This window comes from Sphingomonas jaspsi DSM 18422 (genome assembly GCF_000585415.1).
Lineage (GTDB): Bacteria > Pseudomonadota > Alphaproteobacteria > Sphingomonadales > Sphingomonadaceae > Sphingomicrobium > Sphingomicrobium jaspsi.
Genome location: NZ_KK073876.1, coordinates 1195793 through 1218408, shown reverse-complemented (window position 1 = coordinate 1218408; position 22616 = coordinate 1195793). Strand labels below are relative to the sequence as shown.

General features: G+C 66.6%; 25 protein-coding genes. 16 read left to right on the top strand and 9 right to left on the bottom strand.

Translation table 11 applies throughout. The features are described 5' to 3' along the window. Window position 1: 1 nt before the first annotated feature. Window positions 2–358 (bottom strand): Zn-ribbon domain-containing OB-fold protein, encoded by a 357-nt coding sequence (locus G570_RS06250; RefSeq protein WP_037500237.1) that lies wholly within the window; start codon window positions 356–358, stop codon window positions 2–4. 38 nt (window positions 359–396) lie between these two features. Here G570_RS06250 and G570_RS06245 point away from each other — a divergent pair, with 38 nt between their 5' ends. From G570_RS06245 to G570_RS06220, 6 genes are all read left to right on the top strand, one after another. Beyond that, window positions 397–1551: an acetyl-CoA acetyltransferase gene (locus G570_RS06245; RefSeq protein ID WP_037503929.1), complete on the top strand. Its 1155-nt coding sequence runs from the start codon at window positions 397–399 to the stop codon at window positions 1549–1551. Window positions 1552–1570: 19 nt separating this feature from the next. Further along, the gene (locus G570_RS06240) at window positions 1571–2746 is read left to right on the top strand and encodes an acetyl-CoA C-acetyltransferase (RefSeq protein WP_037500234.1); all 1176 of its coding nucleotides are present in this window, start codon (window positions 1571–1573) and stop codon (window positions 2744–2746) included. Continuing rightward, window positions 2743–3972 carry an NAD(P)/FAD-dependent oxidoreductase gene (locus G570_RS06235; protein WP_037500231.1) on the top strand — a complete coding sequence of 410 codons (1230 nt, stop codon included), beginning with the start codon at window positions 2743–2745 and terminating at the stop codon, window positions 3970–3972. Before G570_RS06240 ends, G570_RS06235 begins: the two co-directional genes overlap by 4 nt. Window positions 3973–3979: 7 nt before the next feature. Beyond that, complete coding sequence (locus tag G570_RS06230) at window positions 3980–4297, top strand: 2Fe-2S iron-sulfur cluster-binding protein (protein ID WP_037500228.1); 318 nt, start codon at window positions 3980–3982, stop codon at window positions 4295–4297. Then, window positions 4297–6186 (top strand): TonB-dependent receptor, encoded by a 1890-nt coding sequence (locus G570_RS06225; protein ID WP_051504094.1) that lies wholly within the window; start codon window positions 4297–4299, stop codon window positions 6184–6186. Before G570_RS06230 ends, G570_RS06225 begins: the two co-directional genes overlap by 1 nt. 251 nt (window positions 6187–6437) lie before the next feature. Further along, window positions 6438–8531: a TonB-dependent receptor gene (locus G570_RS06220; protein WP_037503927.1), complete on the top strand. Its 2094-nt coding sequence runs from the start codon at window positions 6438–6440 to the stop codon at window positions 8529–8531. On the opposite strand, the gene G570_RS06215 is transcribed toward G570_RS06220, so the two are convergent. The 5 genes from G570_RS06215 to G570_RS14075 all read right to left on the bottom strand — a co-directional run bounded on the left by G570_RS06215 (window position 8532) and on the right by G570_RS14075 (window position 11172). After that, window positions 8532–9506 (bottom strand): cation diffusion facilitator family transporter, encoded by a 975-nt coding sequence (locus G570_RS06215; RefSeq protein WP_051504093.1) that lies wholly within the window; start codon window positions 9504–9506, stop codon window positions 8532–8534. 121 nt (window positions 9507–9627) lie between these two features. Further along, the gene (locus tag G570_RS06210) at window positions 9628–9858 is read right to left on the bottom strand and encodes a hypothetical protein (RefSeq protein ID WP_037500225.1); all 231 of its coding nucleotides are present in this window, start codon (window positions 9856–9858) and stop codon (window positions 9628–9630) included. Then, window positions 9858–10244 carry a PspC domain-containing protein gene (locus tag G570_RS06205; RefSeq protein ID WP_218915874.1) on the bottom strand — a complete coding sequence of 129 codons (387 nt, stop codon included), beginning with the start codon at window positions 10242–10244 and terminating at the stop codon, window positions 9858–9860. Before G570_RS06205 ends, G570_RS06210 begins: the two co-directional genes overlap by 1 nt. A 24-nt stretch (window positions 10245–10268) precedes the next feature. Next, complete coding sequence (locus G570_RS06200; protein WP_037503925.1) at window positions 10269–10928, bottom strand: PspA/IM30 family protein; 660 nt, start codon at window positions 10926–10928, stop codon at window positions 10269–10271. A 109-nt stretch (window positions 10929–11037) separates the two neighbouring features. Beyond that, window positions 11038–11172 (bottom strand): hypothetical protein, encoded by a 135-nt coding sequence (locus G570_RS14075; RefSeq protein WP_281169504.1) that lies wholly within the window; start codon window positions 11170–11172, stop codon window positions 11038–11040. Between the two features lie 225 nt (window positions 11173–11397). On the opposite strand from G570_RS14075, the gene G570_RS06195 reads away from it, so the two are divergent. Then, the gene (locus tag G570_RS06195) at window positions 11398–11595 is read left to right on the top strand and encodes a hypothetical protein (RefSeq protein ID WP_037500220.1); all 198 of its coding nucleotides are present in this window, start codon (window positions 11398–11400) and stop codon (window positions 11593–11595) included. 45 nt (window positions 11596–11640) lie between these two features. Here G570_RS06195 and G570_RS06190 read toward each other — a convergent pair whose 3' ends face one another. Then, the gene (locus G570_RS06190) at window positions 11641–11916 is read right to left on the bottom strand and encodes a DUF3297 family protein (RefSeq protein WP_037500218.1); all 276 of its coding nucleotides are present in this window, start codon (window positions 11914–11916) and stop codon (window positions 11641–11643) included. Between the two features lie 110 nt (window positions 11917–12026). On the opposite strand from G570_RS06190, the gene G570_RS06185 reads away from it, so the two are divergent. From G570_RS06185 to G570_RS06155, 8 genes are all read left to right on the top strand, one after another. Then, on the top strand, window positions 12027–15377 hold the full coding sequence (locus G570_RS06185; protein ID WP_051504091.1) for an amidohydrolase family protein: 3351 nt from the start codon (window positions 12027–12029) through the stop codon (window positions 15375–15377). Window positions 15378–15531: 154 nt separating this feature from the next. Continuing rightward, window positions 15532–15657, top strand: a complete 126-nt coding sequence (locus G570_RS14070) for a hypothetical protein (protein ID WP_281169503.1) — start codon at window positions 15532–15534, stop codon at window positions 15655–15657. Between the two features lie 29 nt (window positions 15658–15686). After that, the gene (locus G570_RS06180) at window positions 15687–16211 is read left to right on the top strand and encodes a DUF2975 domain-containing protein (RefSeq protein ID WP_037500216.1); all 525 of its coding nucleotides are present in this window, start codon (window positions 15687–15689) and stop codon (window positions 16209–16211) included. Next, window positions 16211–16420, top strand: a complete 210-nt coding sequence (locus tag G570_RS06175; RefSeq protein ID WP_037500214.1) for a helix-turn-helix domain-containing protein — start codon at window positions 16211–16213, stop codon at window positions 16418–16420. Before G570_RS06180 ends, G570_RS06175 begins: the two co-directional genes overlap by 1 nt. Window positions 16421–16554: 134 nt before the next feature. After that, complete coding sequence (locus G570_RS06170) at window positions 16555–17838, top strand: 3-methyl-2-oxobutanoate dehydrogenase (2-methylpropanoyl-transferring) subunit alpha (RefSeq protein ID WP_037500212.1); 1284 nt, start codon at window positions 16555–16557, stop codon at window positions 17836–17838. Then, window positions 17835–18866, top strand: coding sequence for an alpha-ketoacid dehydrogenase subunit beta (locus G570_RS06165; protein ID WP_037500210.1), 1032 nt, complete (start codon window positions 17835–17837; stop codon window positions 18864–18866). The genes G570_RS06170 and G570_RS06165 overlap by 4 nt, the downstream gene beginning before the upstream one ends. Beyond that, on the top strand, window positions 18866–20140 hold the full coding sequence (locus G570_RS06160) for a dihydrolipoamide acetyltransferase family protein (RefSeq protein WP_037500207.1): 1275 nt from the start codon (window positions 18866–18868) through the stop codon (window positions 20138–20140). Before G570_RS06165 ends, G570_RS06160 begins: the two co-directional genes overlap by 1 nt. Beyond that, the gene (locus G570_RS06155) at window positions 20140–20994 is read left to right on the top strand and encodes an FtsW/RodA/SpoVE family cell cycle protein (protein WP_037500205.1); all 855 of its coding nucleotides are present in this window, start codon (window positions 20140–20142) and stop codon (window positions 20992–20994) included. Before G570_RS06160 ends, G570_RS06155 begins: the two co-directional genes overlap by 1 nt. Window positions 20995–20997: 3 nt before the next feature. Here the strand turns inward: G570_RS06155 and G570_RS06150 are convergent, their stop codons facing one another. Together G570_RS06150 and G570_RS06145 are read right to left on the bottom strand one after the other, a co-directional pair. Next, window positions 20998–21465, bottom strand: a complete 468-nt coding sequence (locus G570_RS06150; protein ID WP_037500203.1) for a nuclear transport factor 2 family protein — start codon at window positions 21463–21465, stop codon at window positions 20998–21000. A gap of 99 nt (window positions 21466–21564) precedes the next feature. Beyond that, window positions 21565–22107, bottom strand: coding sequence for an FMN-dependent NADH-azoreductase (locus G570_RS06145; protein WP_037500201.1), 543 nt, complete (start codon window positions 22105–22107; stop codon window positions 21565–21567). A gap of 51 nt (window positions 22108–22158) precedes the next feature. Here G570_RS06145 and G570_RS06140 point away from each other — a divergent pair, with 51 nt between their 5' ends. Then, entirely contained in the window at window positions 22159–22587 is a 429-nt protein-coding gene (locus G570_RS06140; RefSeq protein ID WP_084607560.1) for a winged helix-turn-helix transcriptional regulator, read from the top strand. Window positions 22588–22616 lie beyond the last annotated feature (29 nt).

Sequence of the window (22616 nt, the reverse complement as noted above, 5' to 3'; positions counted from 1 at the left end):
GTCAGGCGGGATCGAAGCGCAGGACCGGCTCGCCGCCATCATGGTCGATGCGCGCCACGACCTTCATGCCGATGGCGATGGCGTCAGGGTCGATGCCGTCGACCTGGCTCATCAGGCGCGGGCCTTCGTCGAGGTCGACCAGAACGACGGCATAGGGCGCTTCGGGCGGACGCGGATGGACGACGCTGATCGAATGGACGCTGCCATTGCCGCTGGCCGCGACCCATTCCCAGTCGTTGCCGCTGCCCGGTGCGACGACGCGCGGCGGGAAAAAACAGGCACCGCTTTGCTTGTCGCGCGGCAGCAGGAACCGTCCTTCGGCGAGCGCGTCGCGCCATTGCTGTTCGGGGCCGTCCATGCGCCAAGGCTATGGCGGCACGCCTGCGGGGTCAACGGATGAGCTGGCGGCCGGGCGCGAATGCCATCGTCGGCGCGGCGACCTTCGGCATCGGCGCGATGCCGGGCTGGAGCTCGATCGAGCTGGCGGCGACGGCGGGCAAGCGCGCGCTCGACGACGCCGGCCTCGCGCTGTCCGACGTCGACGCGCTGTTCTGCTGCCTGCCCGACGACATGTTCGCCGGGCTGAGCCTGGCCGAACATTATGGCATCCAGCCCGCCTTCACCGACTGCAACCGCACCGGCGGGTCAGCCCCGATGAGCCATGCGATGACTGCGGCCGCGATGCTCGACGCCCGCCTGATCGACGTCGCGCTGCTCACTTATGGGTCGAACCAGAAAAGCGGCGGGGGCAAGCTGTCGACCCCTGCCCGGCCCTCGCCCTACGAAGAGCCTTACAAGCCGATCTTTCCGCTCACCGGCTATGCGCTGGCCGCCGCGCGGCACATGCATGAGTTCGGCACCACGCGGGAACAACTCGCCGCCGTGGCGGTAGCGGCGCGGCAGTGGGCGGCGACCAATGACGAGGCTGTGGAGCGCGGGCCGCTGAGCATCGACGATTGCCTGGCCTCGCGGATGATTTCGACGCCGCTCAGCAAGGCCGACTGCTGCCTCGTCACCGACGGCGCGGCGGCGATCGTCATGACCCGCGCCGGCCGCGCCCGCGACCTCAAAGCGCAGCCCGTCGCGCTGCTCGGCGCGGCGGCGGCGACGCATCATCACGCGATCAGCTGCATGCCCGACCTCACCCGCACCGCCGCCGCGGAAAGCGGTCCGCGCGCAATGGAAATGGCAGGCGTCGTCGCGGGCGAAATCGACGTCGTCCAGCTCTACGACGCCTTCACCATCAACACGATCCTGTTCCTCGAAGACCTCGGCTTTTGCGCCAAGGGCGACGGCGGTCCGTTCGTCGCCAGCGGCGCCATCGCGCCCGGCGGCGCGCTGCCGGTCAATACCAACGGCGGGGGCCTGAGCTGCTGCCACCCCGGCATGTACGGGCTGTTCGCGATCGTCGAGGCGGTGCGCCAGCTGCGCGGCACCGCCGCCAATTCCATCGAAGGCGCCGAACTTGCCCTTGCCCATGGCAATGGCGGGACCCTATCGAGCCAGGCGACTTTGGTCCTTGGCGGACCCAGCAGCCTCGCTACGAATTGATCACACGGAGAGATTGACCATGGCCCAAGCCTATATCGTCGAAGCCTTGCGGACCGCCGGCGGACGCCGCGGCGGTGCGCTGCGCGACTGGCATCCGGCCGACCTTGGCGCGGCGGTGCTCAACGCGCTGGTCGAGCGGAGCGGCATCGATCCCGCGGCCGTCGAGGACGTCATCGCCGGCTGCGTCAGCCAGGTCGGCGAACAAAGCTTCCACATCGGCCGCAATATCGTGCTGGCGTCCAACCTGCCCGACAGCGTCCCGGCGGTCAGCATCGACCGCCAGTGCGGGTCGAGCCAGCAGGCGCTGCACTTCGCGGCGCAGGCGGTGATGAGCGGGACGCAGGATGTGGTCATCGCCTGCGGCGTCGAAAGCATGACCCGCGTGCCGATGGGCACCCCGACCATCCTCGCCGCGCAGGCCGGCGTAGGGATCGGTCCTTGGCCGCAGTCGATCAAGGACCGCTACGGCGTCGACCAGTTCAGCCAATTCACCGGCGCGGAAATGATCGCGAGCAACTATGATTTCCAGCGTGGCCAGCTCGACCAATTCGCGCTCGACAGCCACCGCAAGGCCGTCGCTGCCACCGACGCGGGCGCTTTCGATCGCGAAATCGTCGTCGTCGACGGCGTCGACAAGGAAGGCAATGCGATCCGCCACGCGCATGACGAAGGCATCCGCCGCGACGCGTCGCTGGAGGGGCTGGGCTCGCTGAAGACGCTGGTGCCAGACGGCGCGATCACGGCGGGCAATGCCAGCCAGGTCTGCGACGGGTCGTCGGGCGTGCTGGTTGTATCGGAACGCGCGCTGAAAGAGCATGGCCTCACCCCGCTCGCGCGGATCGACGCGCTTGCGGTGACCGCGGGCGACCCGGTGATCATGCTGATGGAGCCGATTCCCGCCACCCGCCGTGTGCTCGATCGCAGCGGCCGGGCCCTTGGCGACATCGACCTGTTCGAAGTCAACGAAGCCTTCGCGCCCGTGCCGATGGCGTGGCTACACGACCTCGGCGCCGATCCGGACAAGCTCAACGTCAATGGCGGCGCGATCGCGCTCGGCCATCCGCTCGGCGCCAGCGGGACCAAGCTGATGGCGACGCTGGTCCATGCGCTGCGGGCGCGCGGCAAGCGGTTCGGGCTCCAGACCATGTGCGAAGGCGGTGGCATCGCCAACGCGACGATCATCGAGGCGCTGTGAACCACGACGTTCTCATCGTCGGCAGCGGCCATGCCGGGGCGCAATGCGCGATCGCGCTGCGCCAGCAGGGCTATGCAGGCAGCATCGCGCTGGCCGGCGAAGAGCGCGACTTGCCCTATGAACGACCGCCGCTGTCGAAGGATTATCTGGCCGGCACAAAGGAAGCCGACAGCCTTGCCATCCGCCCCGCCGCATTCTGGGCGGAAAAGCAGATCGACCTGCTCCCCGGGCGCAAGATCGTCGCGGTCGATGCGGAGGCGCACGTCGCCCACGCCGACACCGGCGAAGCGCTCATCTTTGGCAAGCTGGTCTGGGCCGCAGGCGGCCATGCCCGGCAATTGGGCTGCAAGGGCAGCGACCTTCCCCAAGTCCATTCGATCCGCACCCGCGCCGACGTCGACGCGTTGACGGCCGACCTTGGCGACGGCGCGCGGGTGGCGATCGTCGGCGGCGGCTATATCGGGCTGGAAGCGGCGGCGGTGCTGACTAAGCTCGGCCATCCCGTCACCCTGCTGGAAGCCCTGCCGCGCGTGCTGGCGCGGGTCGCGGGCGAACATCTCAGCAGCTTCTACGAGGCCGAACATCGTGCCCATGGGGTGGATCTGCGCACCGGCGTGACGGTCGAAGCGATCGAGGGCGAAACGAAGGTCGAAGGCGTCCGGCTGGGCGACGGCAGCGTCATCCCCGCCGATGTCGTCATCGTCGGCATCGGCATCGTCCCCGCCATCCTGCCGCTACTCGAGGCAGGCGCCGATGGCGGCAATGGCGTCACGATAGACGATCGCTGTCGCACCACCCTGCCCGACATCTTCGCGATCGGCGACTGCGCGCTGCATCGCAGCCGCTTCGCCGCGGGCCTGCCGGTGCGGATCGAATCGGTCCAGAACGCCAACGACATGGCGACGACGGTGGCGAAGCAGCTTTGCGGGCAGGACGCGACTTATGCCGCTACACCCTGGTTCTGGTCGAACCAGTATGACCTGAAGCTGCAGACCGTAGGCCTGTCGATCGGCCATGACGCCACCGTGCTGCGCGGCGATCCGGCGACGCGCAGCTTTTCGGTCATCTATCTTCGCGACGGCGCGGTGATCGCGCTGGATTGCGTCAATCGCGTCAAGGATTATGTGCAGGGCCGCGCACTGGTCGAGGCCGGCGCGACGATCGACCCGGCGGCCCTCGCCGATGCCGACACCCCGTTGAAGTCCCTATTGCAGCAGGAAGCCTGACACCCCCATGCCCACCATTAACGTCACCACCCGCGACGGCCATGCCAAATCGTTCGAAGGCACCAACGGCCAGTCGCTGATGGAAAACCTCCGCAGCCACGGCGTCGACGAAGTGCTGGCACTGTGCGGGGGCTGCCTGTCGTGCGCCACCTGCCATGTCTATGTCGACGAAGACTGGCTGTCGGCGCTGCCGCCGATGAGCGAGGACGAAGACGATTTGCTCGACTCGAGCGGCGCGCGCGAAGCCAACAGCCGCCTGTCGTGCCAGATCCCGGTCAGCGACGCGCTCGACGGCTTGTCGGTCACGGTCGCGCCCGAAGATTGATGCTGCCAACCGCGGCCGAGCCGCCGGTCATCGTCGTCACCGGCCAGCGGCCGAGCGCGGACGAGCGCGACGCGGTCGTCATTGCGCGCCGGACCCTCGACGACGCTGCGTCGGGCCGGATCGAGGACGCGCTCGCCACCGTTCCCGGCCTGCAGAGCTTCCGCCGCAGCGACAGCCGCTCGTCCAACCCGTCGGCGCAGGGTCTGACCCTGCGCGGGCTTGGCGGCAACGCCAGCAGCCGGACGCTGGTCCTCCTCGACGGCATCCCCATCGCCGATCCCTTCTTCGGTTTCGTGCCCTTGTCGGCGCTCGACCCGGACCGCATCGGGCGCATCAGCATCGTCAAGGGCGCGGGCGGCGGGCGGTTCGGCTCGGCGGTGGCGGGCACGATCGACATCGACAGCCTGGCGCTGGCCGACCGGCCCGACTGGCGGGCGGGCGGCGCCGTTTCGACGGGCCATGCGATGCAACTGGGCGGCGGCGCGACCGGCCGACTGGGCGACAGTGTCGCCACCCTCGACGCGCGCTGGGACAAGGGCCGCGGCTTCTGGACGACGCCGGCCGACCAGCGTGTCGCCGCCAGCGCCCGCGCGGCCTTCAATGCGCGTTCGGTCGAAAGCCGCTTCGTCGCGCCGCTGGACGGCAGCGAACTGCAATTCCGGGCCGCCGCCTTTCGCGACGAACGGACCTTGCGGTTCAAGGGTGCGGACAGCCTGTCGGAAGGAATTGACGCCAGCCTGCGCTACGTCAGCGCGGCCCGCGATCTGACGCTTGCCGTCTACGGCCAGCGCCGCAACTTCGCCAATGTGGTCGTCAGCGCCACGCGCTTCGTGCCGGTCCTCGACCAGTATCGGACACCGGCGACCGGCGCGGGCGCGATGGCCGAGTGGCGGCCATTCAAATGGCTGGCGGTCGGTGCGGACGGGCGCTGGACCGACGGTACGGCCTATGAGCGGGCGCTGTCCGCCAGCACCGGCGCCGTCACAGCGATCCGCGCCAATGGCGGGCGGATCGCCGAACTGGGCGCCTTTGCCGAAGCCAATGGCGAGATGGCGGGCCTGGACCTTGGCGGGTCGATGCGGCTCACCCGCTGGAGCGTCAGCGATGGCCGCAGCATCGTGCGCGACGGCGGGGGCCTATTGCTCAGCACCACCCCCTTCGACCGGCGCAGCGGGAGGGCGCTGACCGGCCGCGTGTCGATCGGCCAAAGCGGCAAGGCCCTCGACTGGCACGCAGCGGCGAGCAGCGGGATCCGCGTGCCGACGCTCAACGAACTGTATCGCAGTTTCACCGTCTTCCCCGTCACCACACTCGCCAACCCCGCGTTGAAGCCGGAACGGGTGGTCGGCGCGGAAGCCGGGGTGCGCTGGCACCCGCTGCCCGGCGTGCGGGCCGACATCGGCCTGTTTGCCAACCGCCTCCACGACGCGATCGCCAACGTTACCCTGAGCCCTAGCTTGCGCCAGCGCCAAAATGTCGACGCGCTGACCACCAAGGGTATCGAAGCAGGCCTGTCGGTCGAGCGCGGACCATGGGGATTCGACGGGGCGCTGAGCTGGCTCCGCGCGCGGATCGGGCCCTTGCGCCCGGCGCAGGTGCCTGCCTTTACCGCGTCGGCCACGCTACGCTGGAAAGACGAGCGGAGCGGCATCGCGGTCACCCTGCGTCATCAGGGCGCGGCATTCGACGACGATCTGAACCTCGACCGCCTGCCCGCTGCGACCACGGTCGATGCGGTGGCGAGCCGCCAGCTGGGCCGCATCACAACCGTCAGGCTGCGGCTCGAAAATGCCTTCGACCGTCGCACCGTCACCCGAAACCAGGCAGGCTCGATCGACCTCGGCGCGCCACGCGCGCTTTGGCTTAACGTCGAATTCCGGGCGCCATGAATTTTTTTCGGAAATTTTTTTGACAGGCGCGGAACCATGACGGGCCTGCGTCGTTTTAGTTACGTGGTTCAAATCTTCGGACGCGAACCATGGAGGCCCGGTGACTTCGGTTACCGGGCCTTACTCGTTTCCGGGACCCGCAATCCTCTTCGACAAACGACATGGCTGCCGCGACCAATTGTGCGGCGCAGCGATTGCGATGTTGTATCATCATGCCCTAGAGAGCGTCGACTCCTTATAGCGGAAGCATGATGACCCCGAAGATTTGCTTGTTTGCGCTCGCTGCGGCGCTGGTTTCAAAGCAGGCCCTCGCCGAAGATCTGGCGGAGACCGGCACCACCGCGGCCGATGCGTCTGCAAGCGTGCCGGCCGACGACAACAAGGACATCGTCGTCACCGCCCACCGCCGTCGCACCGACGACGTGCTGGGCGACGTCAAGGTCCTGTCGGGTGCAGAGCTGCTCGCGACGGTGCGACCGACCATCGGCGCGACGCTCGCCAGCCAGCCGGGCGTTAGTACGACCGGGTCCGGTCCCAACGTTTCGAAGCCGGTGCTGCGCGGCCTGTCGGGCGACCGGATCCGCACACTGGTCGACGGGATCGGCAGTCTCGACGTCTCGGCTTCCAGCAGCGACCATGCCGTCGCGATCAACCCCCTTACCGCCCAATCGATCGAAGTGCTGCACGGCCCGGCATCACTGGTGTTCGGCTCGTCGGCAGTCGGCGGGGTGGTGAACGTCATCGACAGCCGCATTCCGCGCGCCGTTCCCGACGACGGCGTCAAGGCCAAGGGCCTGCTCGGCTACGGAACCGCGGCCAATGAACGGCTTGCAAGCGGCGCGGTCGACGTCGGACTGGGCGCGCATCTCGTCGCCCATGGCGACGTCAGCTGGACCAGGAACGACGATCTGCGCATCGGCGGCCATGTGCTGGCCAAGCCGCTGCGCGATGCCGCACTGGCCAGCGGCGATCCCGACATTCAGGCACTGGCCGACCTCAAGGGCAAGCTGCCCAACAGCGACGGCCGCACCTTCGAGGCGGCTGGGGCGCTGGCCTATGTCGACGGCGACCTCAACATCGGTGCATCGGTCAGCCGCCGCACCGCCAATTACGGGGTGCCGGTGCGCTACTCGCTCGATCCTGCGATCGAGGCGGAAGACACTCATATCGACGTCCACCAGACCCGCTATGACGCGCGCGCCGAAATACCGCTCGACGGCTTCCTAAAGAAGGTGCGCCTGCGCGGCGGCTATTCCAACTATCGCCACGCGGAAATCGGCGCCGACGGCGATATCGGCAGTCAGGTCTATTCGAAGGGCGGCGACGCACGCCTCGACCTCGACCAGCGCGACACGGCCGACGGCTGGGGCGGCGCGTCTGGCGTGCAATATTTCAATGTTCGCCAGCACATCGACGGCGACGAACAATATCTTCCGCCGGTGCAGCAGCAGAGCGTCGGCCTGTTCACCGTCCAGCACATCGAAAAAGGCCCGCTGCGGGTAGAAGCGGGCGCGAGGTTCGAACATTCGAAAGCGACCGCCGACGCCAATATCGTGACGGACAATCCCAACCTCAACCGCAGCTTTTCGACCCTCAGCCTGTCGGCGGGCGGACGCTACACCCTGTCGCGCGCGTGGAGCCTCGGGCTTAACCTGACCCGCAGCCAGCGTGCGCCATCGGCGGAAGAGCTTTACGCCAACGGCCCGCACGGCGGGAACGCCAGCTTCGAAGTCGGCGACCCGAACCTCAAGACCGAACGAAGCGTCGGGGTCGAAGCCACGCTGAAGCACAGCAGCGACGCATTCGACGGATCGGTGACCTTCTATGCCAGCCGCTACGCCAGCTTCATCTACCAGGCGCCGACCGGCATGATCGAAGACGATCTGCCGGTCTACGAAACCCGCCAGGGTCGCGCCCGTTACCGCGGGTTCGAGGCCGAGGCGCATGTCCCGCTGGGCAGCGCGGGCGGCATCGAATGGGAGGCCGAAGGCACCGCCGACGCGACCTTTGCGACGATCCGCGGCTTCGGCCCGGCGCCGCTGATCCCGCCGCTACGCGTGCAGGGCGCGCTGGTCGGCAAGGCCGGACCGGTCGGCGGTCGGCTGGAAGTCGAACATGCCTGGCAGCAAAATCGCAACGCGACCAACGAGCTGGAAACCCCGGCCTATACGCTGGTCAACGCCAGCCTGGACTGGAAGCCGTTCGACCGGCGCCCGGACCTGACCGTGTCGCTGGCGGCCAACAATATCTTCGATGTGACCGTCCGCCACGCCACCAGCCTGCTGAAGGATTATGCCCCCGCCGCCGGGCGCGACGTCCGGCTGACGCTCAGCTTCGATTATTGATCAGCCGTGCCCGCAGTCGCGGGCGTGCGGATGGCCGCCGGCGCAATCGTCGCTGTCCGAGGCCCGTTCGACCTGGATGGTCGAATGGTCGATGCCGAACATCTGGTGCACATAGGCGTTCGCTTGTCGCAAGATGACGTCGCGATCGACCTCGTCCCCAACCAGCAGGTGGACGGTCATCGCGGTTTCCGTCGTCGACAGCGACCAGATGTGCAGGTGATGGGTGCCGGTCACCCCCGGCAGCTTTTCGAGCGCGCGCCCGACCAGTTCGGGATCGATCCCGCGCGGCGTGCCCGCCAGCGTCATCGACGTGCTTTCGACCAGAAGGCCCCACGTTCCCCACAGGATGACCGCCGCGACGATAAGGCTGGTGACCGGGTCGATCCACCTCGCGCCCGTCCACAGGATGAGCGCGCCCGCCACGACGACCCCGACCGAAACGGCGGCATCGGCCATCATGTGGAGATAGGCGCCGCGGATGTTGATGTCGTCCTTGCCGCCGCGCGCGAACAGCCAGGCGGTGATGCCGTTGACCAGGATGCCCACCGCCGCGACGATCATCACCGTCTGTCCGTTCGAGCTTTCGGGTTCGACCAAGCGGCGGATCGCTTCCGCGCCGATACCGCCGATCGCGACCAGCAGCAGCAGCGCGTTCACAAGCGCGGCGAGGATCGAGCTTTTCTTGAGGCCGTAGGTGAAGCGCGGGCTTGGGCTGCGCTTGACCAGTGCGGCACCGGCCCAGGCAACCGCCAACCCCAGCACGTCGCTGAGGTTGTGCCCGGCGTCCGCCAGCAGCGCCATCGAATTGGCGGCAAAGCCGTACCCCGCCTCGACCGCGACGAAGCCGAGGTTAAGCGCAATGCCGATCATGAAGGCGCGGCTGAAGTCGGCCGGGGCATGGTGATGACCGTGACCGTGATGCCCATGACTGCCGTGGGCGTGATCATGCCCGTGCTGATGATGTCCCACGCCCATATCGGTTCAGCCTAGCCGAACCGCGGAACGGCACAAGCCGACAAAAATGGGCGGCCCTTCACGAAAGAAGGACCGCCCGTCAGGAGAGAAGCGCGGGGTGGAGCGCTTCTTGCGGAGGGGGTTAGAGGTCGATGCCTGCTGCGATCGCTTCCAGCTTGCGGACACGTTCGCGAAGATCTGCGATTTCGATCCGGCCGCCGGCGGGGGGCAGATGCGCATCGCCGACATGGCTGGCCAGTTCGAGCCGCTTGTAGTCGAGATAGGCCTGCCAGCCCTTGAGGCTCGCCACCGCCGCGAGGGCGAGGCCGACTAGCGAGGTTGCGGCCAGGATCAGGGTCGAAACGTCGGTCATCACTTGCCCTCCCGCAGCGCTTCGATTTCGCGCGCCAGCTCGTCGTTCTGGGTGTTGAGGTGATGGTCGATCGCCATCATGCGGCGATCGTTTTCGTCCAGCTTGGTGCGCAGGTCGTGGATCGAGGTGCGACCCTTGCCGACATCGCCCATGCGGTCGAAATCCGACTTGCGATCGAAGCGTTCGTTGGCGCGGTTCTTCTGGACGTGCAGGTAGACGCCGGCGCCGATGTAGCCGAGCAGCGCCAGCTTCCAGCTGACCAGGATCGCGACGGCGACGAAGCCGATGCGCAGGAAGGTCGGGTCGATGTTGAAGACGTCGCCAAGCTGCGAGCAGACACCGGCAAGCTTCTTGGTACGGCGGTTCATCGAATAACGGTTGGACACGGTCTTTTCCCCTTTTCGCGTCGCTTAGTTCTTGGCGGCCAAGGCGGCCTTCAATTCTTCCAGTTCGGCATCCACCGCCTCTTCGGCGCGGAGTTCGGCAATTTCTTCTTCCAGGCTCTTCGGGCCGGTCAGCGCCAGCGCGTCGGCGCGGCCCTCGGCGAAGTCGGCGCGGCGTTCGAGGATCTCGAACTTGGCGAAGGCTTCCTCGGTCCGGCTGCCGTGCAGCACTTCGCTGGTGCGGGCGCGGGTCATCGCGCTCTCCATCCGCGACGCGATGGCATTCTGGCGGGCGCGGGCTTCGGCGAGCTTCGCCTGCAACCGCTGGATGTCCTTTTCATAGCCGCGCAGCACCTGTTCGATCTGGGCGACCTCGGCGTGCAGGCTTTCGGCCATTTCGGCCGCCTTCTGCTTTTCCTGGAGCGCGGCGCGGGCAAGATCCTCGCGGCCCTTTTCCAGTGCCAGCTGCGCCTTTTCGGTCCAGTTTGCCTGCATGTCGTCGAGGCGCATGACGGCCCGGCGCATTTCCTTGATGTCGGCGATCGACCGGGCGGCAGTGGCCCGCACCTCGACCAGCGTTTCTTCCATTTCGACGATGATCATGCGGATCATGCGGGCCGGGTCTTCCGACCGGTCGAGCAGTTCCGTCACGTTCGCCGCAATGATGTCGCGGGTGCGGGTGAAGATCGGGCCCGACAGGATACCGGCGAGCGGTGCGAAGCGCACGGTTTCTTCCGGAACCTGCTGTTCCTGCCGCGCAATACGGACGGCGGGACGGGCCACGATCGGTTCAAATTCAGGCATAGGTGACAACTTCCACATTGGCGGCCGACACCGGGGTCGGCGAAATCGCGGCACCAACCGCAATCGTGCTCATCAGGAGCGACGCAAAGGCCGCAAGCAGATGACGGTGAAACTTCAGACCAGACATGGTTCATTCTCCCTTTTCATGGACCGTCGGAACAACCTCAGGTCCACGGCTCACTCTTTACAAGAGCCGTGCCAATTCCGGTTTTCTGCCGTTTTTTATCGAGAGACCGTTCATCGGGGAGAAAGTTGGCGGGAATTCCCACCACGGGTTGGGAGATTTTTCGCGGCGGAACATCAGGCCGCCTCGCGCGCTTTAGCGGCAAGACCCCATTCGAGAGGACATGTGATGCTTGCCAAGATTTTGGGCGCCATCGCGGGCGAAAAGCTCGCCGGCCGGAACAACAAGACCACCGGCGCGCTGATCGGCGCGGCGGTCCCGATCATCGCCCGTCGCGGCCTCGGCCCGCTCGGCCTCGTGCTGGCCGCAGGCTATGGCGTGAAGAAGCTCAACGAATATCGCAAGGCGCGCCGCGTATCGGCCTAAGCGCCCTGCCAGTTACTGCGTAATATGTATGCGTATGCGTAAGGATCAGGCTTCGGCGGTGTCGCCGGAGCCTTTTTCTTCGCTTTCGATATAGGGTTCGACCTTGCCCTTCAGCGTCAGCATCATCGGGTTGCCGTAGCGGTCGCGGCTCTTGCCGGCGGCGACCTTGATCCAGCCTTCCGAGACGCAATATTCCTCGACATTGGTCTTTTCGTTGCCGTTGAAGCGGATGCCGACGCCCTTCATCAGCAGCTCTTCGTCGAAGTATTTGCTGCGCGGGTCCATCGCCAGGCGGTCGGGAAGCTGGGTCTTTTCGGTCATGGTGCGCGCCCTAGCCGCTGGCCCCACCCCGCGTCAATTCGACCAATGGCGGTTGCCAGTACCGCCGCATCGTCCCAAGGTCCGCGCCGATTTCAGACAGGGGAACCTCCATGCGCCGCTTTGCCCTCCTCCTTGGATGTTCGTTGATCGCGTCGGCCGGCGCATTGGCCCAAGCGCCGACCCCGCCGGTCGCGCCGCCGCCGCCGACCCCGGGCGAAGCGTCGCCCATCATGCAGCCGCAGCCGGCGAACATCGCCGCCGCACCGACCGCCGAGGCGAAGAAGGACGGCAAATGGTCGGTCGACGCCCGCCACGGTCCCGGCCGCGACGTCGCCATCGATACCCGCACCGGCACGTGGATGAGCCTCGATGTGTCCCCCGACGGCAAGGAAATCGCCTTCGACCTCTTGGGCGATCTTTACACCATCCCGATCGGCGGCGGCGACGCGAAGGCGCTGACCAGCGGCAACGCGTGGGACATGCAGCCGCGCTATTCGCCCAACGGGCGCGAAATCGCCTTCACGTCGGATCGCGGCGGCGGCGACAATATCTGGGTCATCGACCGCGCAAGCGGCGCCACTCGGCAGATCACCAAGGAAGACTTCCGCCTATTGAACCAGGCCGAATGGAGCCCGGACGGCAATTACATCGTCGCCCGCAAGCATTTCACCTCCGCGCGCTCGCTCGGCGCGGGCGAAATGTGGCTGTATCACAAGGGCGGCGCGGCCAAGGGCGGCGGCGTGCAGATGACCAAGGCACGCACCAAGCAGAAGGACAGCAACGAGCCCGTCTTCTCGCCCGATGGCCGCTACCTTTATTTCAGCGACGACGCGACGCCCGGCGGCACCTTCGAATATTCGAAGGACGTTAACGGCCAGATCTACGTCATCCAGCGATTGGACCGGCAGAGCGGCGACATCGAAACGCTGGTCAGTGGCCCCGGCGGCGCGATCCGCCCGACGCCCTCGCCCGACGGCAAGACCTTGGCCTTCATCCGCCGCATCCGCTACGAATCGACGATCATGCTGCTCGACCTCGCGTCGGGCCGCATCACGCCGCTGACCGGCGGGCTCGACCGCGACATGCAGGAAACCTGGGCGGTGCAAGGCGTCTATCCGGGGATGAGCTGGACGCCCGACAACAAGTCGATCGTCTATTGGGCCAAGGGCGGCATCAAGCGCGTCGACGTCGCCAGCGGGCAGGTCAGCGACATTCCCTTCCACGTCACCGGCACCCGCTTCGTCGAGGACGCGGTGCGCCAGCAGAAGGACGTCGCCCCGGCCAGCTTCGACGTGAAGATGGCCCGCTTCGCCAAGACCAGTCCCGACGGGCGGCGCGTCGTCTATGAAGCGCTGGGCCATCTTTATGTGAAGGACGTCGCGGGCGGCGCGCCGCGGCGGCTGACCAAGGCGGCGGAATTCGAAAGCTACCCCGCCTGGTCGCGCGACGGAAAGAGCATCGCCTATGTCGCATGGGACGACGACAAGGCGGGCCGGATAAAGCTGGTCGGGTCGGCCGGCGGCGAAGGCCGCGTCGTCACCAGCGAGCCGGGCCATTATCTCGAGCCCAATTTCTCGCCCGACGGCAGCCTCATCACCTATCGCAAGTCGTCGGACGGCTTCCTGACGACCCCGCTGTGGGGCCGCGACCCGGGTCTCTACGTCGTCTCGACGCGCGGCGGGGCGGGCAAGCGTATCGCCAAGGCCGGCAGCCTGCCGCATTTCGGCGTGACGGGGGACCGCGTCTTCTTCACGGCCGATGGCGACGACGACAAGCACCTGCTGAAATCGGTCGGCGTCGACGGCAAAGATGAGGTCACGCACCTCATTACCGACAATGCCGGCGAGTTCGCCGTGTCACCGGACGAGCAATATGTCGGCTGGGTCGAACGCTACCAGGCCTATGTCATGCCGTTCGTGCGGTCGGGCCGCTCACTCGAGGTCGGGCCCGATGCCAAGGCACTGCCGGTATCGCGGGTCAGCGCCGACGCCGGCGACTGGCTGCATTGGGCGGGCAACAGCCGCCAGCTGTTCTGGACGCAGGGTCCCGCCGTCTACGGCCAGACGCTAGCCGGCGCGGGCGATTTCAAGGGCGGCAAGCAGGCCACGGCGCCGCTTTTGGCCAACCTCAGCTTCGCCGCCGCCGAGGCCAAACCCACCGGCCGCGTCGCGCTGACCGGCGCGCGCATCGTCACCATGCGCGGCGACGAGGTGATCGAAAACGGCACCATCCTGGTCAACGGCGACCGCATCGAAGCGATCGGCGCGGGGGTGGCCATTCCGGCGGGCACGCAGACGGTCGACGCCAGCGGCAAGACCGTCATCCCCGGCCTGATCGACGCCCACTGGCACGGGCCGATGGGGGCGGAGCGGATCATCCCGCAGCAGAACTGGGTCCACGCGGCGGCGCTCGCCTATGGCGTCACCACCGTCCACGACCCGTCGAACGACACGTTCGAAATCTTCGCCGCCAGCGAATATCAGAAAGCGGGCAAGATCCTCGGGCCGCGCATCTTTTCGACCGGCACCATCCTTTACGGCGCAACCACCCCGTTCACGGTGGAAATCAACAGCCTCGACGATGCGCTGTCGCACCTGCGGCGGCTGAAGGCGTCGGGCGCATGGTCGGTCAAAAGCTACAACCAGCCGCGGCGCGAACAAAGGCAGATGATCATCGAAGCCGCCCGCCAGCTGGGCATGGAAGTGGTGCCCGAAGGCGGGTCGCTGTTCGAAATGAACATGACGATGATCGCCGACGGACACACGACGATCGAACATTCGCTGCCCGTCCAGCACATCTACGACGACGTGCTGCAATATTGGAAAGGCAGCGGCACCGCCTGGACCCCCACGCTGGTCGTCGCCTACGGCGGGCCGTTCGGGGAGAATTACTGGTACCAGCACACCAATGTCTGGGAAGAACCGATCCTGTCGAAATGGGTCCCGCGCCCGCTGCTCGACGCCCGGTCCCGCCGCCGCGTGATGAACCCGCCCGAAGAGGACAATGTCATCAACGTCGCGCGCATGGCCAAGCAGGTCAACGACCTTGGCGTTCCGCTGTCGATCGGCGCGCACGGCCAGCGCGAGGGGCTGGGAGCGCACTGGGACATGTGGATGTTTGCATTGGGTGGCATGTCCAACCTCGACGCGCTGAAGACCGGGACGATCAACCCGGCCCGCGCGCTCGGCCTCGACAAGGACCTCGGCAGCCTCGAAGCCGGCAAGCTCGCCGACTTCGTCGTGCTCGACGACAATCCGCTCGAGAACATCCGCAACTCAGACCATGTCGCGATGACGATGCAGGGCGGCCGCCTGTTCGACCGCAACCTGCAGATCGTCGCCGGCCAGAGCGCTGGCAGCCCGACCGGCTTCAAGCCTTTCTGGTTCAGCGAACAGGCGGGCGGCAGCTACACCGCGGGCACCGGCAACGGACTGCCGCACCAGGCGCATCAGGACGACTGAGCCGATCAAGGTTGAGCGCGCGAAGGGCGGGTGGGAAACCACCCGCCTTTTTCGTTGAGCGATAAGGAAAATATCGTTTTTCGATATTATTGATTGACAATAAGGCGAATCGGACTTATTGAATTTCGATATTGGAATTATCGGAGAACGAACAATGACACTTACCACTGCCCGCACCGCCGCCAGCTTCATGGCCGCCTTCGCCCTCACCGCCACGCTGTGGCTGATGACCCTTCCCGTCGGCACCGCGTCGAGCGTCGCGATCATCAGCTTCGCCTGACCGCCAACCCGTTATTTCAGGGGACCACCATGTCGAAATTCAAATCCGATCCGCTGCTGAACAGCGCGCGCATCCTGATCGGCTTCCTGATGGGGATCTGCGCCTTTGCCGGCGGCGCCGTCGTCCTGGGCGTCGGCGCCATCCTTACCGTCCAGCGACAGGACCTGGTCGCCAAGCTCGCCGCCGAGGGCATCCCGGCGAACGGCGTCAACGCGATCCTCGCCATCCTCATCCTTGTCGCCGCCGTCATGGCGCTCGGCTTCTTCTTCCTGCGCCACCTGCTGCGCATCATCGGTTCCGTCGGCGAAGGCGATCCGTTCAACCCGGTCAACGCCGACCGCCTGCGCTCGATGGGCTGGCTCGCCATCGCCAGCCAGCCCGTGATGTGGACGCTGGGCCTCGTCGCGCACTGGATCGAGCAGTTCACCGACAAGGCGCATACCGAAGTCGGCATCAGCCTCGGCGCGATCATCCTCGGCCTCATCCTGTTCATCCTGGCTCGCGTGTTCCGCACCGGCGCCGCGATGCGCGAAGAGCTGGAAGGAACCGTCTGATGACCATCACCGTCAAGCTGGACGACCAGCTCTATGCCAAGCGCATGACCCTCACCGAACTGGCCGAACGCGTCGACATCACGCTGGCCAACCTGTCGATCCTCAAGACCGGGAAGGCCAAGGCGATCCGCTTTTCGACCCTCGACGCCATCTGCCGCGAGCTGGACTGCCAGCCGGGCGACATCCTGGGCTTCGAAGCGGCCGAATAACCAGCCTTCCCTAGCGTTCCCCACCCCGGTCCGGGCTTCACCAGTTGAGGCCCGGGCCGAACCTGTCTAGGGGGGTCATCGATTCCATATCGCTGCGGCGCCGACCATGGTGACACGCGGCAGGAAAGGTGAGGATGAACGACGCAACGAAGCGCCCCAACCGGCCGGCGCTGGCCCTACACGTCCCGGAACCGCCGTTCCGGCCGGGCGATACCCCCGACTTCTCGTCGATCAAGGTTCCGCCCGCCGGTGAAGCGCCGCGGCCCGACGTCGCGGCGGAAGCGGAAGAGACCTTCCCGCTCGTCACCCACCTGGTCCGCGTGCTCGACGATAGCGGCAATGCGGTCGGTGCATGGGACCCGAAGCTCGACCCCGATACGCTGCGCAAGATGCTGCGCGACATGAAGACGGTCCGCACCTTCGACGACCGCATGTATCGCGCCCAGCGCCAGGGCAAGACCAGCTTCTACATGAAGTGCACCGGCGAAGAGGCGATCGCGGTCGCCGCCGCTACCGCGATGGACCCGGAAGACATGCACTTCCCGACCTATCGCCAGCAGGGCCTGCTCGTCGCGCGCGGTTATCCGCTCAAGACGATGATGTGCCAGATCTATTCCAACGCCGAAGACCCGGTGAAGGGGCGCCAGCTGCCGATCATGTATTCGGACAAGAAGCACGGCTTCTTCTCCATTTCCGGCAACCTCGGCACCCAATATCCGCAGGCCGTCGGCTGGGCGATGGCCAGCGCGATCAAGGGCGACAGCCGCATCTGCATGGGCTGGATCGGCGACGGCGCGACGGCGGAAGGCGACTTCCACAACGCCATGACCTTCGCCACCGTCTACCAGGCGCCGGTCATCCTGGCGGTGGTCAACAACCAGTGGGCGATCAGCTCGTTCAGCGGCATTGCCGGCGCCGAACAGGCGACCTTCGCCAGCCGCGCGGTCGGGTACGGCATGGCGGGCCTGCGGGTCGACGGCAACGACGCGCTGGCGGTCTATGCGGCGGTGAAGTGGGCGTCCGAACGCGCCCGCACCAACAACGGCCCGACGCTGATCGAATTCTTCACCTATCGCGCCGAGGGCCATTCGACCTCCGACGACCCCACCGGCTACCGCGCCAAGGGCGAGGCGGAGCAGTGGCCGCTGGGCGATCCGATCGCCCGGTTGAAGGCGCACCTCGTGGCGCTGGGCGAATGGGACGACGAACGCGACGCCGCGCTCGACGCCGAACTCGACGCCACCGTGCGGGCTGCGCAGAAGGAGGCCGAGGCCGTCGGCACCCTGCCCGACCAGGGCTTCGAAAATATCCCGTCGATGTTCGACGACGTCTTTGCCGACACGCCGTGGCACCTCAAGGAACAGTGCGAACAGTCGCTGGCCGAGGCACGCGAATTTCTGGGACACGAACCCAAATGAGTAGCGAAGTAAAAACCACCGGTCGCAACATGATCGAGGCGATCAACGACGCGCACCGCGTGATGATGGCCAAGGACCCGGACATCGTCGTGTTTGGCGAGGACGTCGGCTTCTTCGGCGGCGTGTTCCGCGCCACCGCTGGGCTGCAGAAGGAATTCGGCAAGACCCGCTGCTTCGACGCGCCGATCAGCGAAGGCGGCATCGTCGGCACCGCGGTCGGCATGGCCGCCTATGGCCTGAAGCCGGTGATCGAAATCCAGTTCGCCGACTATATCTACCCCGGCTACGACCAGATCGTCAGCGAGGTCGCGCGCATCCGCTATCGCACCGCGGGCGAATGGACGATGCCGATGGTCATCCGCAGCCCCTATGGCGGCGGCATCTTCGGCGGCCAGACGCACAGCCAGTCGCCCGAGGCGCTGTTCACCCATATCGCGGGCATCAAGACGGTCATCCCGTCGAATCCCTATGACGCCAAGGGCCTGCTGATCGCCGCCATCGAAGACCCGGACCCGGTGGTCTTTTTCGAGCCCAAGCGCATCTACAACGGCCCGTTCGACGGCCATCACGACCGGCCGGTGACGCCCTGGTCGAAGCACGCGCTGAGCGCGGTGCCCGATGGCCACTACACCGTGCCGCTGGGCAAGGCGAACATCGTCCGCGAAGGCGAGGCGCTGACCATCCTCACCTACGGCACGATGGTCCATGTTTCGCTCGCAGCGGTCGAAGAGAATGGCATCGACGCCGAAGTGATCGACCTGCGCACGCTCGTGCCGCTCGACATCGAGACGATCGAGGAGTCGATCAAGAAGACCGGCCGCTGCCTCGTGGTGCAGGAAGCGACCAAGACGAGCGGGTTCGGCGCCGAACTCGCCGCGCTGGTGCAGGAGCGCTGCTTCTACCACCTCGAAGCGCCGGTCGAGCGCGTGACGGGCTGGGATACGCCCTACCCGCACGCCTATGAATGGATTTATTTCCCCGGCCCGATCCGGATGAAGAACGCACTCAAGAAAGTGATGGCCGCCTGATGGGTACGTACAAGTTCAAGCTCCCCGACATCGGGGAAGGCATCGCCGAGGCGGAAATCGTCGCCTGGCACGTCGCGGTCGGCGACATGGTCAAGGAAGACCAGCAACTGGCCGACATGATGACCGACAAGGCGACGGTCGAAATGGAAAGCCCGGTCGCCGGCAAGGTGGTGAAGCTGGCCGGCGAAGTCGGCGACCAGATCGCGATCGGGTCGGTGCTCGTCGAGATTGAAACCGAAGGTGGCGCGGAAGCGGCGGCTCCGGCGGTGGAAGAGACCGAGGAACAGCAGCCGCTGGCCGACGGCATCGTCGAGCCGACCCCGGCGCAGGCCGAGGAAATTCCGGTCACCGCAACTGCTGCAGCGCCCAAGGCCGAGCCTGCGCCCGCACCCGCGCCTGAACCCAAATCCGCTGGCAGCCACGCCAAGGTCCTCGCTTCGCCGGCCGTGCGCCAGCGCGCCCGCGACCTCGGCATTGACTTGTCGCAGGTTCGCACCACCAGCGACCGCGTCCGCCATGCGGACCTCGACGCCTATCTCCTCTACAACGGCGGCAGCGTCGGCGGCGGTGCCCCGGCCCGCGCGGACGAGACGATCAAGGTCGTCGGCCTGCGCCGCAAGATCGCCGAGAATATGCAGGCGGCGAAGCGCAAGATCCCGCACTTCGCGCTGGTCGAGCAATTCGACGTCACCGACCTTGAAGACACGCGCGCGATGATGAACCGCGATCGCGGCGACAATCCCAAGCTGACGCTGCTGCCCTTCCTCATCACCGCCATGTCGAAGGCGATGGCCGACTGGCCGATGATCAACGCCACCTATGACGATGATGCCAATGTCGTCACCCGCCACGGCGCGGTGCACATGGGCGTCGCGACCCAGACCGACGGCGGCCTGATGGTCCCGGTGATCCGCGACGCACAGCGCATGAGCGTTTGGCAGCTCGCCCGCGAAATCTCGCGCCTCAGCGACGCCGCGCGCACCGGCAAGGCCAGCCGCGAGGAGCTTTCGGGCCCGACCTTCACCATCAGCTCGCTGGGGCCGATGGGCGGCATCGCGTCCACCCCGGTGATTAACCCGCCACAGGTCGCGACCATCGCGGTCAACAAGCTGCAGGAAATCCCGGTGATCGTCGATGGCGAGCTCGAAGCGCGCAAGGTGATGAACCTGTCGCTATCCTGCGACCACCGCGTGGTCGATGGATGGGATGCTGCACAGTTCCTGCAGACGCTGAAGACCTATATTGAAAACCCGATCCGGCTGCTGAGCGCCTGATGGGCATTTCGGGGGCAGCACCGCTCGCCCTCGGCACTGCAGCCGTCGCCTGCGGGGCGGCCTTCCTGTGGAATGTCGGCGCGCTGCCCGGTATGGCCAGCCGCAACGTGGTCGCCTATCTCGCAGGCCTTCTGCTCGGCTGGCTGGCCCACAAGGTCGCGCACAGGGGGCATGGCGCGGCGATCCTGTTCGGCTTGTGCTGCATCCTGCTCGCCGCCGTGCTGGCGATCGGGACCGAACTGGACGGGGTCACACGCTGGCTGCCGCTTGGTCCGTTCATGGTCCAGCCCGCGCTGGTCCTGTGCCCCCTGATCCTGGCCATCGTCGCCAGCCGCGAAGGCCGCCATTGGCGCGCCTTCGTGCTGCTGCCGCTGCTGCTGATCGCGCTGCAGCCCGACGCCGCAACGTCGTTCGCGCTGGCGGTCGGCGTGGCCGTGCTGATGATCGGCGCCAGCCGCAACTCGCGACGCGGCTGGTCGCGGCGGCGGATCATCGTCGCGGTGGGCGCCATGACGCTGGCGGTTGCCGGCCTGCTGGTCGCGGGGATCAAGACGCCGCCACCCGTCGCCTTCGTCGAGGGCACGGTCGGCATCGCGGCGCTGAGCGGCCTGCCCGCCATGGCCCTCCATGCGGGCGCGATCGGGCTTGCGGTCTGGGCGCTGGCCAGCCGGGGCAGCCCGGCCGACCTGGCCCTTGCCGCCTATTTGGCTGTCGTGGCGATCGCAGCCGTCTTCTGGGCCTTTCCGATGCCGATCGCCGGGGCAGGCCCCAGCCACCTCATCGGATTCGGCATCGCCATCGGCTGGCTGGCGGAGGGCGTCCGCCGGGCCAGACGGCAGCGTGCCTTCGGCTGAGCCTTATTCGGGGACGGCGGTAGCGCCCGCATAGCTCCAGCTGGAAATCTTCCATTCCTTGCCGGTCTTGACCATGACGAAGGTCATCGTGCTCTTCCCCGCCATCGGCTTTCCGTCCTGCTTGAAGCGGTAGACGGTCGGCAGCACGATATAGGCGGAGGTGCCATCGCTGTTGGCCTGCAGCGGCTTGCCATAGTCGACCCGTCCGTCGCTGATCTTGTGGGCAGCCGCGTCCTTTCCGTAGCTGTCGAGCCAGGCCTGCACCGACCCGCTGCCGCCCCATGCGAACGGCGCGAATTCGTCGATGATGACCGCGCCGTCGCGGTGCGCGGCGATGAAGGCGGCGACGTCGCCGCCGTTGAACTTGTCCAGCGTGGTGGTGACGGTGGCGACCGCGTCATCGACCGGTGCCGCAGCGGCAGGAACGGCGACAAGGACGGCGGCACAAGCCGCCAGCGCGAACATCTTCATGATCAACCCCCTGTTCCCAAGCGGCCGACGGTGAAGCTGTCCGGCACGGGGCCGCAGCGTGCGGGACGGACCCGACGCTGCGCCCCCGGAGCAGTCAGGTCAAGCCGCGAGCTTTTCCACTTCACCGAGCGCATGGGCGATGCCCGCTTCGCGCTGGTCGGGGCCGTAGTTGACGCCTTCGGCACGGACGAATTCGGGTTCGATGCCGATGAAGTTGAACAGCGCCTTCAGATAGCTTTCGCCATGTTCGAATGCATTGTCGGGCGCATAGAAACCGCCGCGCGACACGGCGATTATCACCCGGCGACCGCCGGCCAGGCCTTCGGGTCCGTTGTCGCCATATTTGAAGGTCTTGCCGGCCACCGCGATGCGGTCGATCCACGCCTTCAGCTGCGAGGGCACCGAGAAATTGTAGAGCGGCGCGCCGATGACGATGGTGTCGGCGGCAAGGAATTCGTCGAGGATGTCCTCATCGCCCGAACCGCCGAGCGTCAGGTGCGAAAGGGGGTCGGCGACGAGGTCGCGGCGAACGACGGTCGCGCTCGGGTCGGCCTTCAAAAGCTGGTCCACCGTGGCGGCGGAAATCTGGCGCGACACGCTGTTGTCGCCGGTGATGCTGCTGTCGAGGTGAAGGATGGTCATCTTCTTGTCCTTGGTATTGATTTGTTACCGGGACGCTTTAAGTAACCATCCATGGACCACGCACAAGAACGCAAAAATTTGTCACCAAGTCACAGCCATGTGACCGCAGAGGAAGCCGCTGCAATTCACGGCCCGATCTGCCGGTCGGTGACGCCGGTGCTCAATCGCGTCGGCGACAAATGGAGCATGCTGATCGTCATGCTGCTGTCGAACGGCCCCAAGCGCTTTTCCGAACTGAAGCGCGCGATCGAGGGCATTTCCCAGCGCATGCTGACCCTTTCGCTGCGCAACCTCGAGCGCGACGGGCTCATCAGCCGCCACGTCACGCCCACCATCCCGCCGCGCGTCGACTATGAGCTGACCGAGCTTGGCATTTCGCTGCGCGAACCCGTTCAGGGACTCGGCGCTTGGGCAATGGCGCATATCGACTGCATTCGCGCCGCGCAGGAACGTTACGACAAGGCGCAAGACGAGGCCTAGCCTTCGCGCCGCGAGGCGTTAATCTGCCG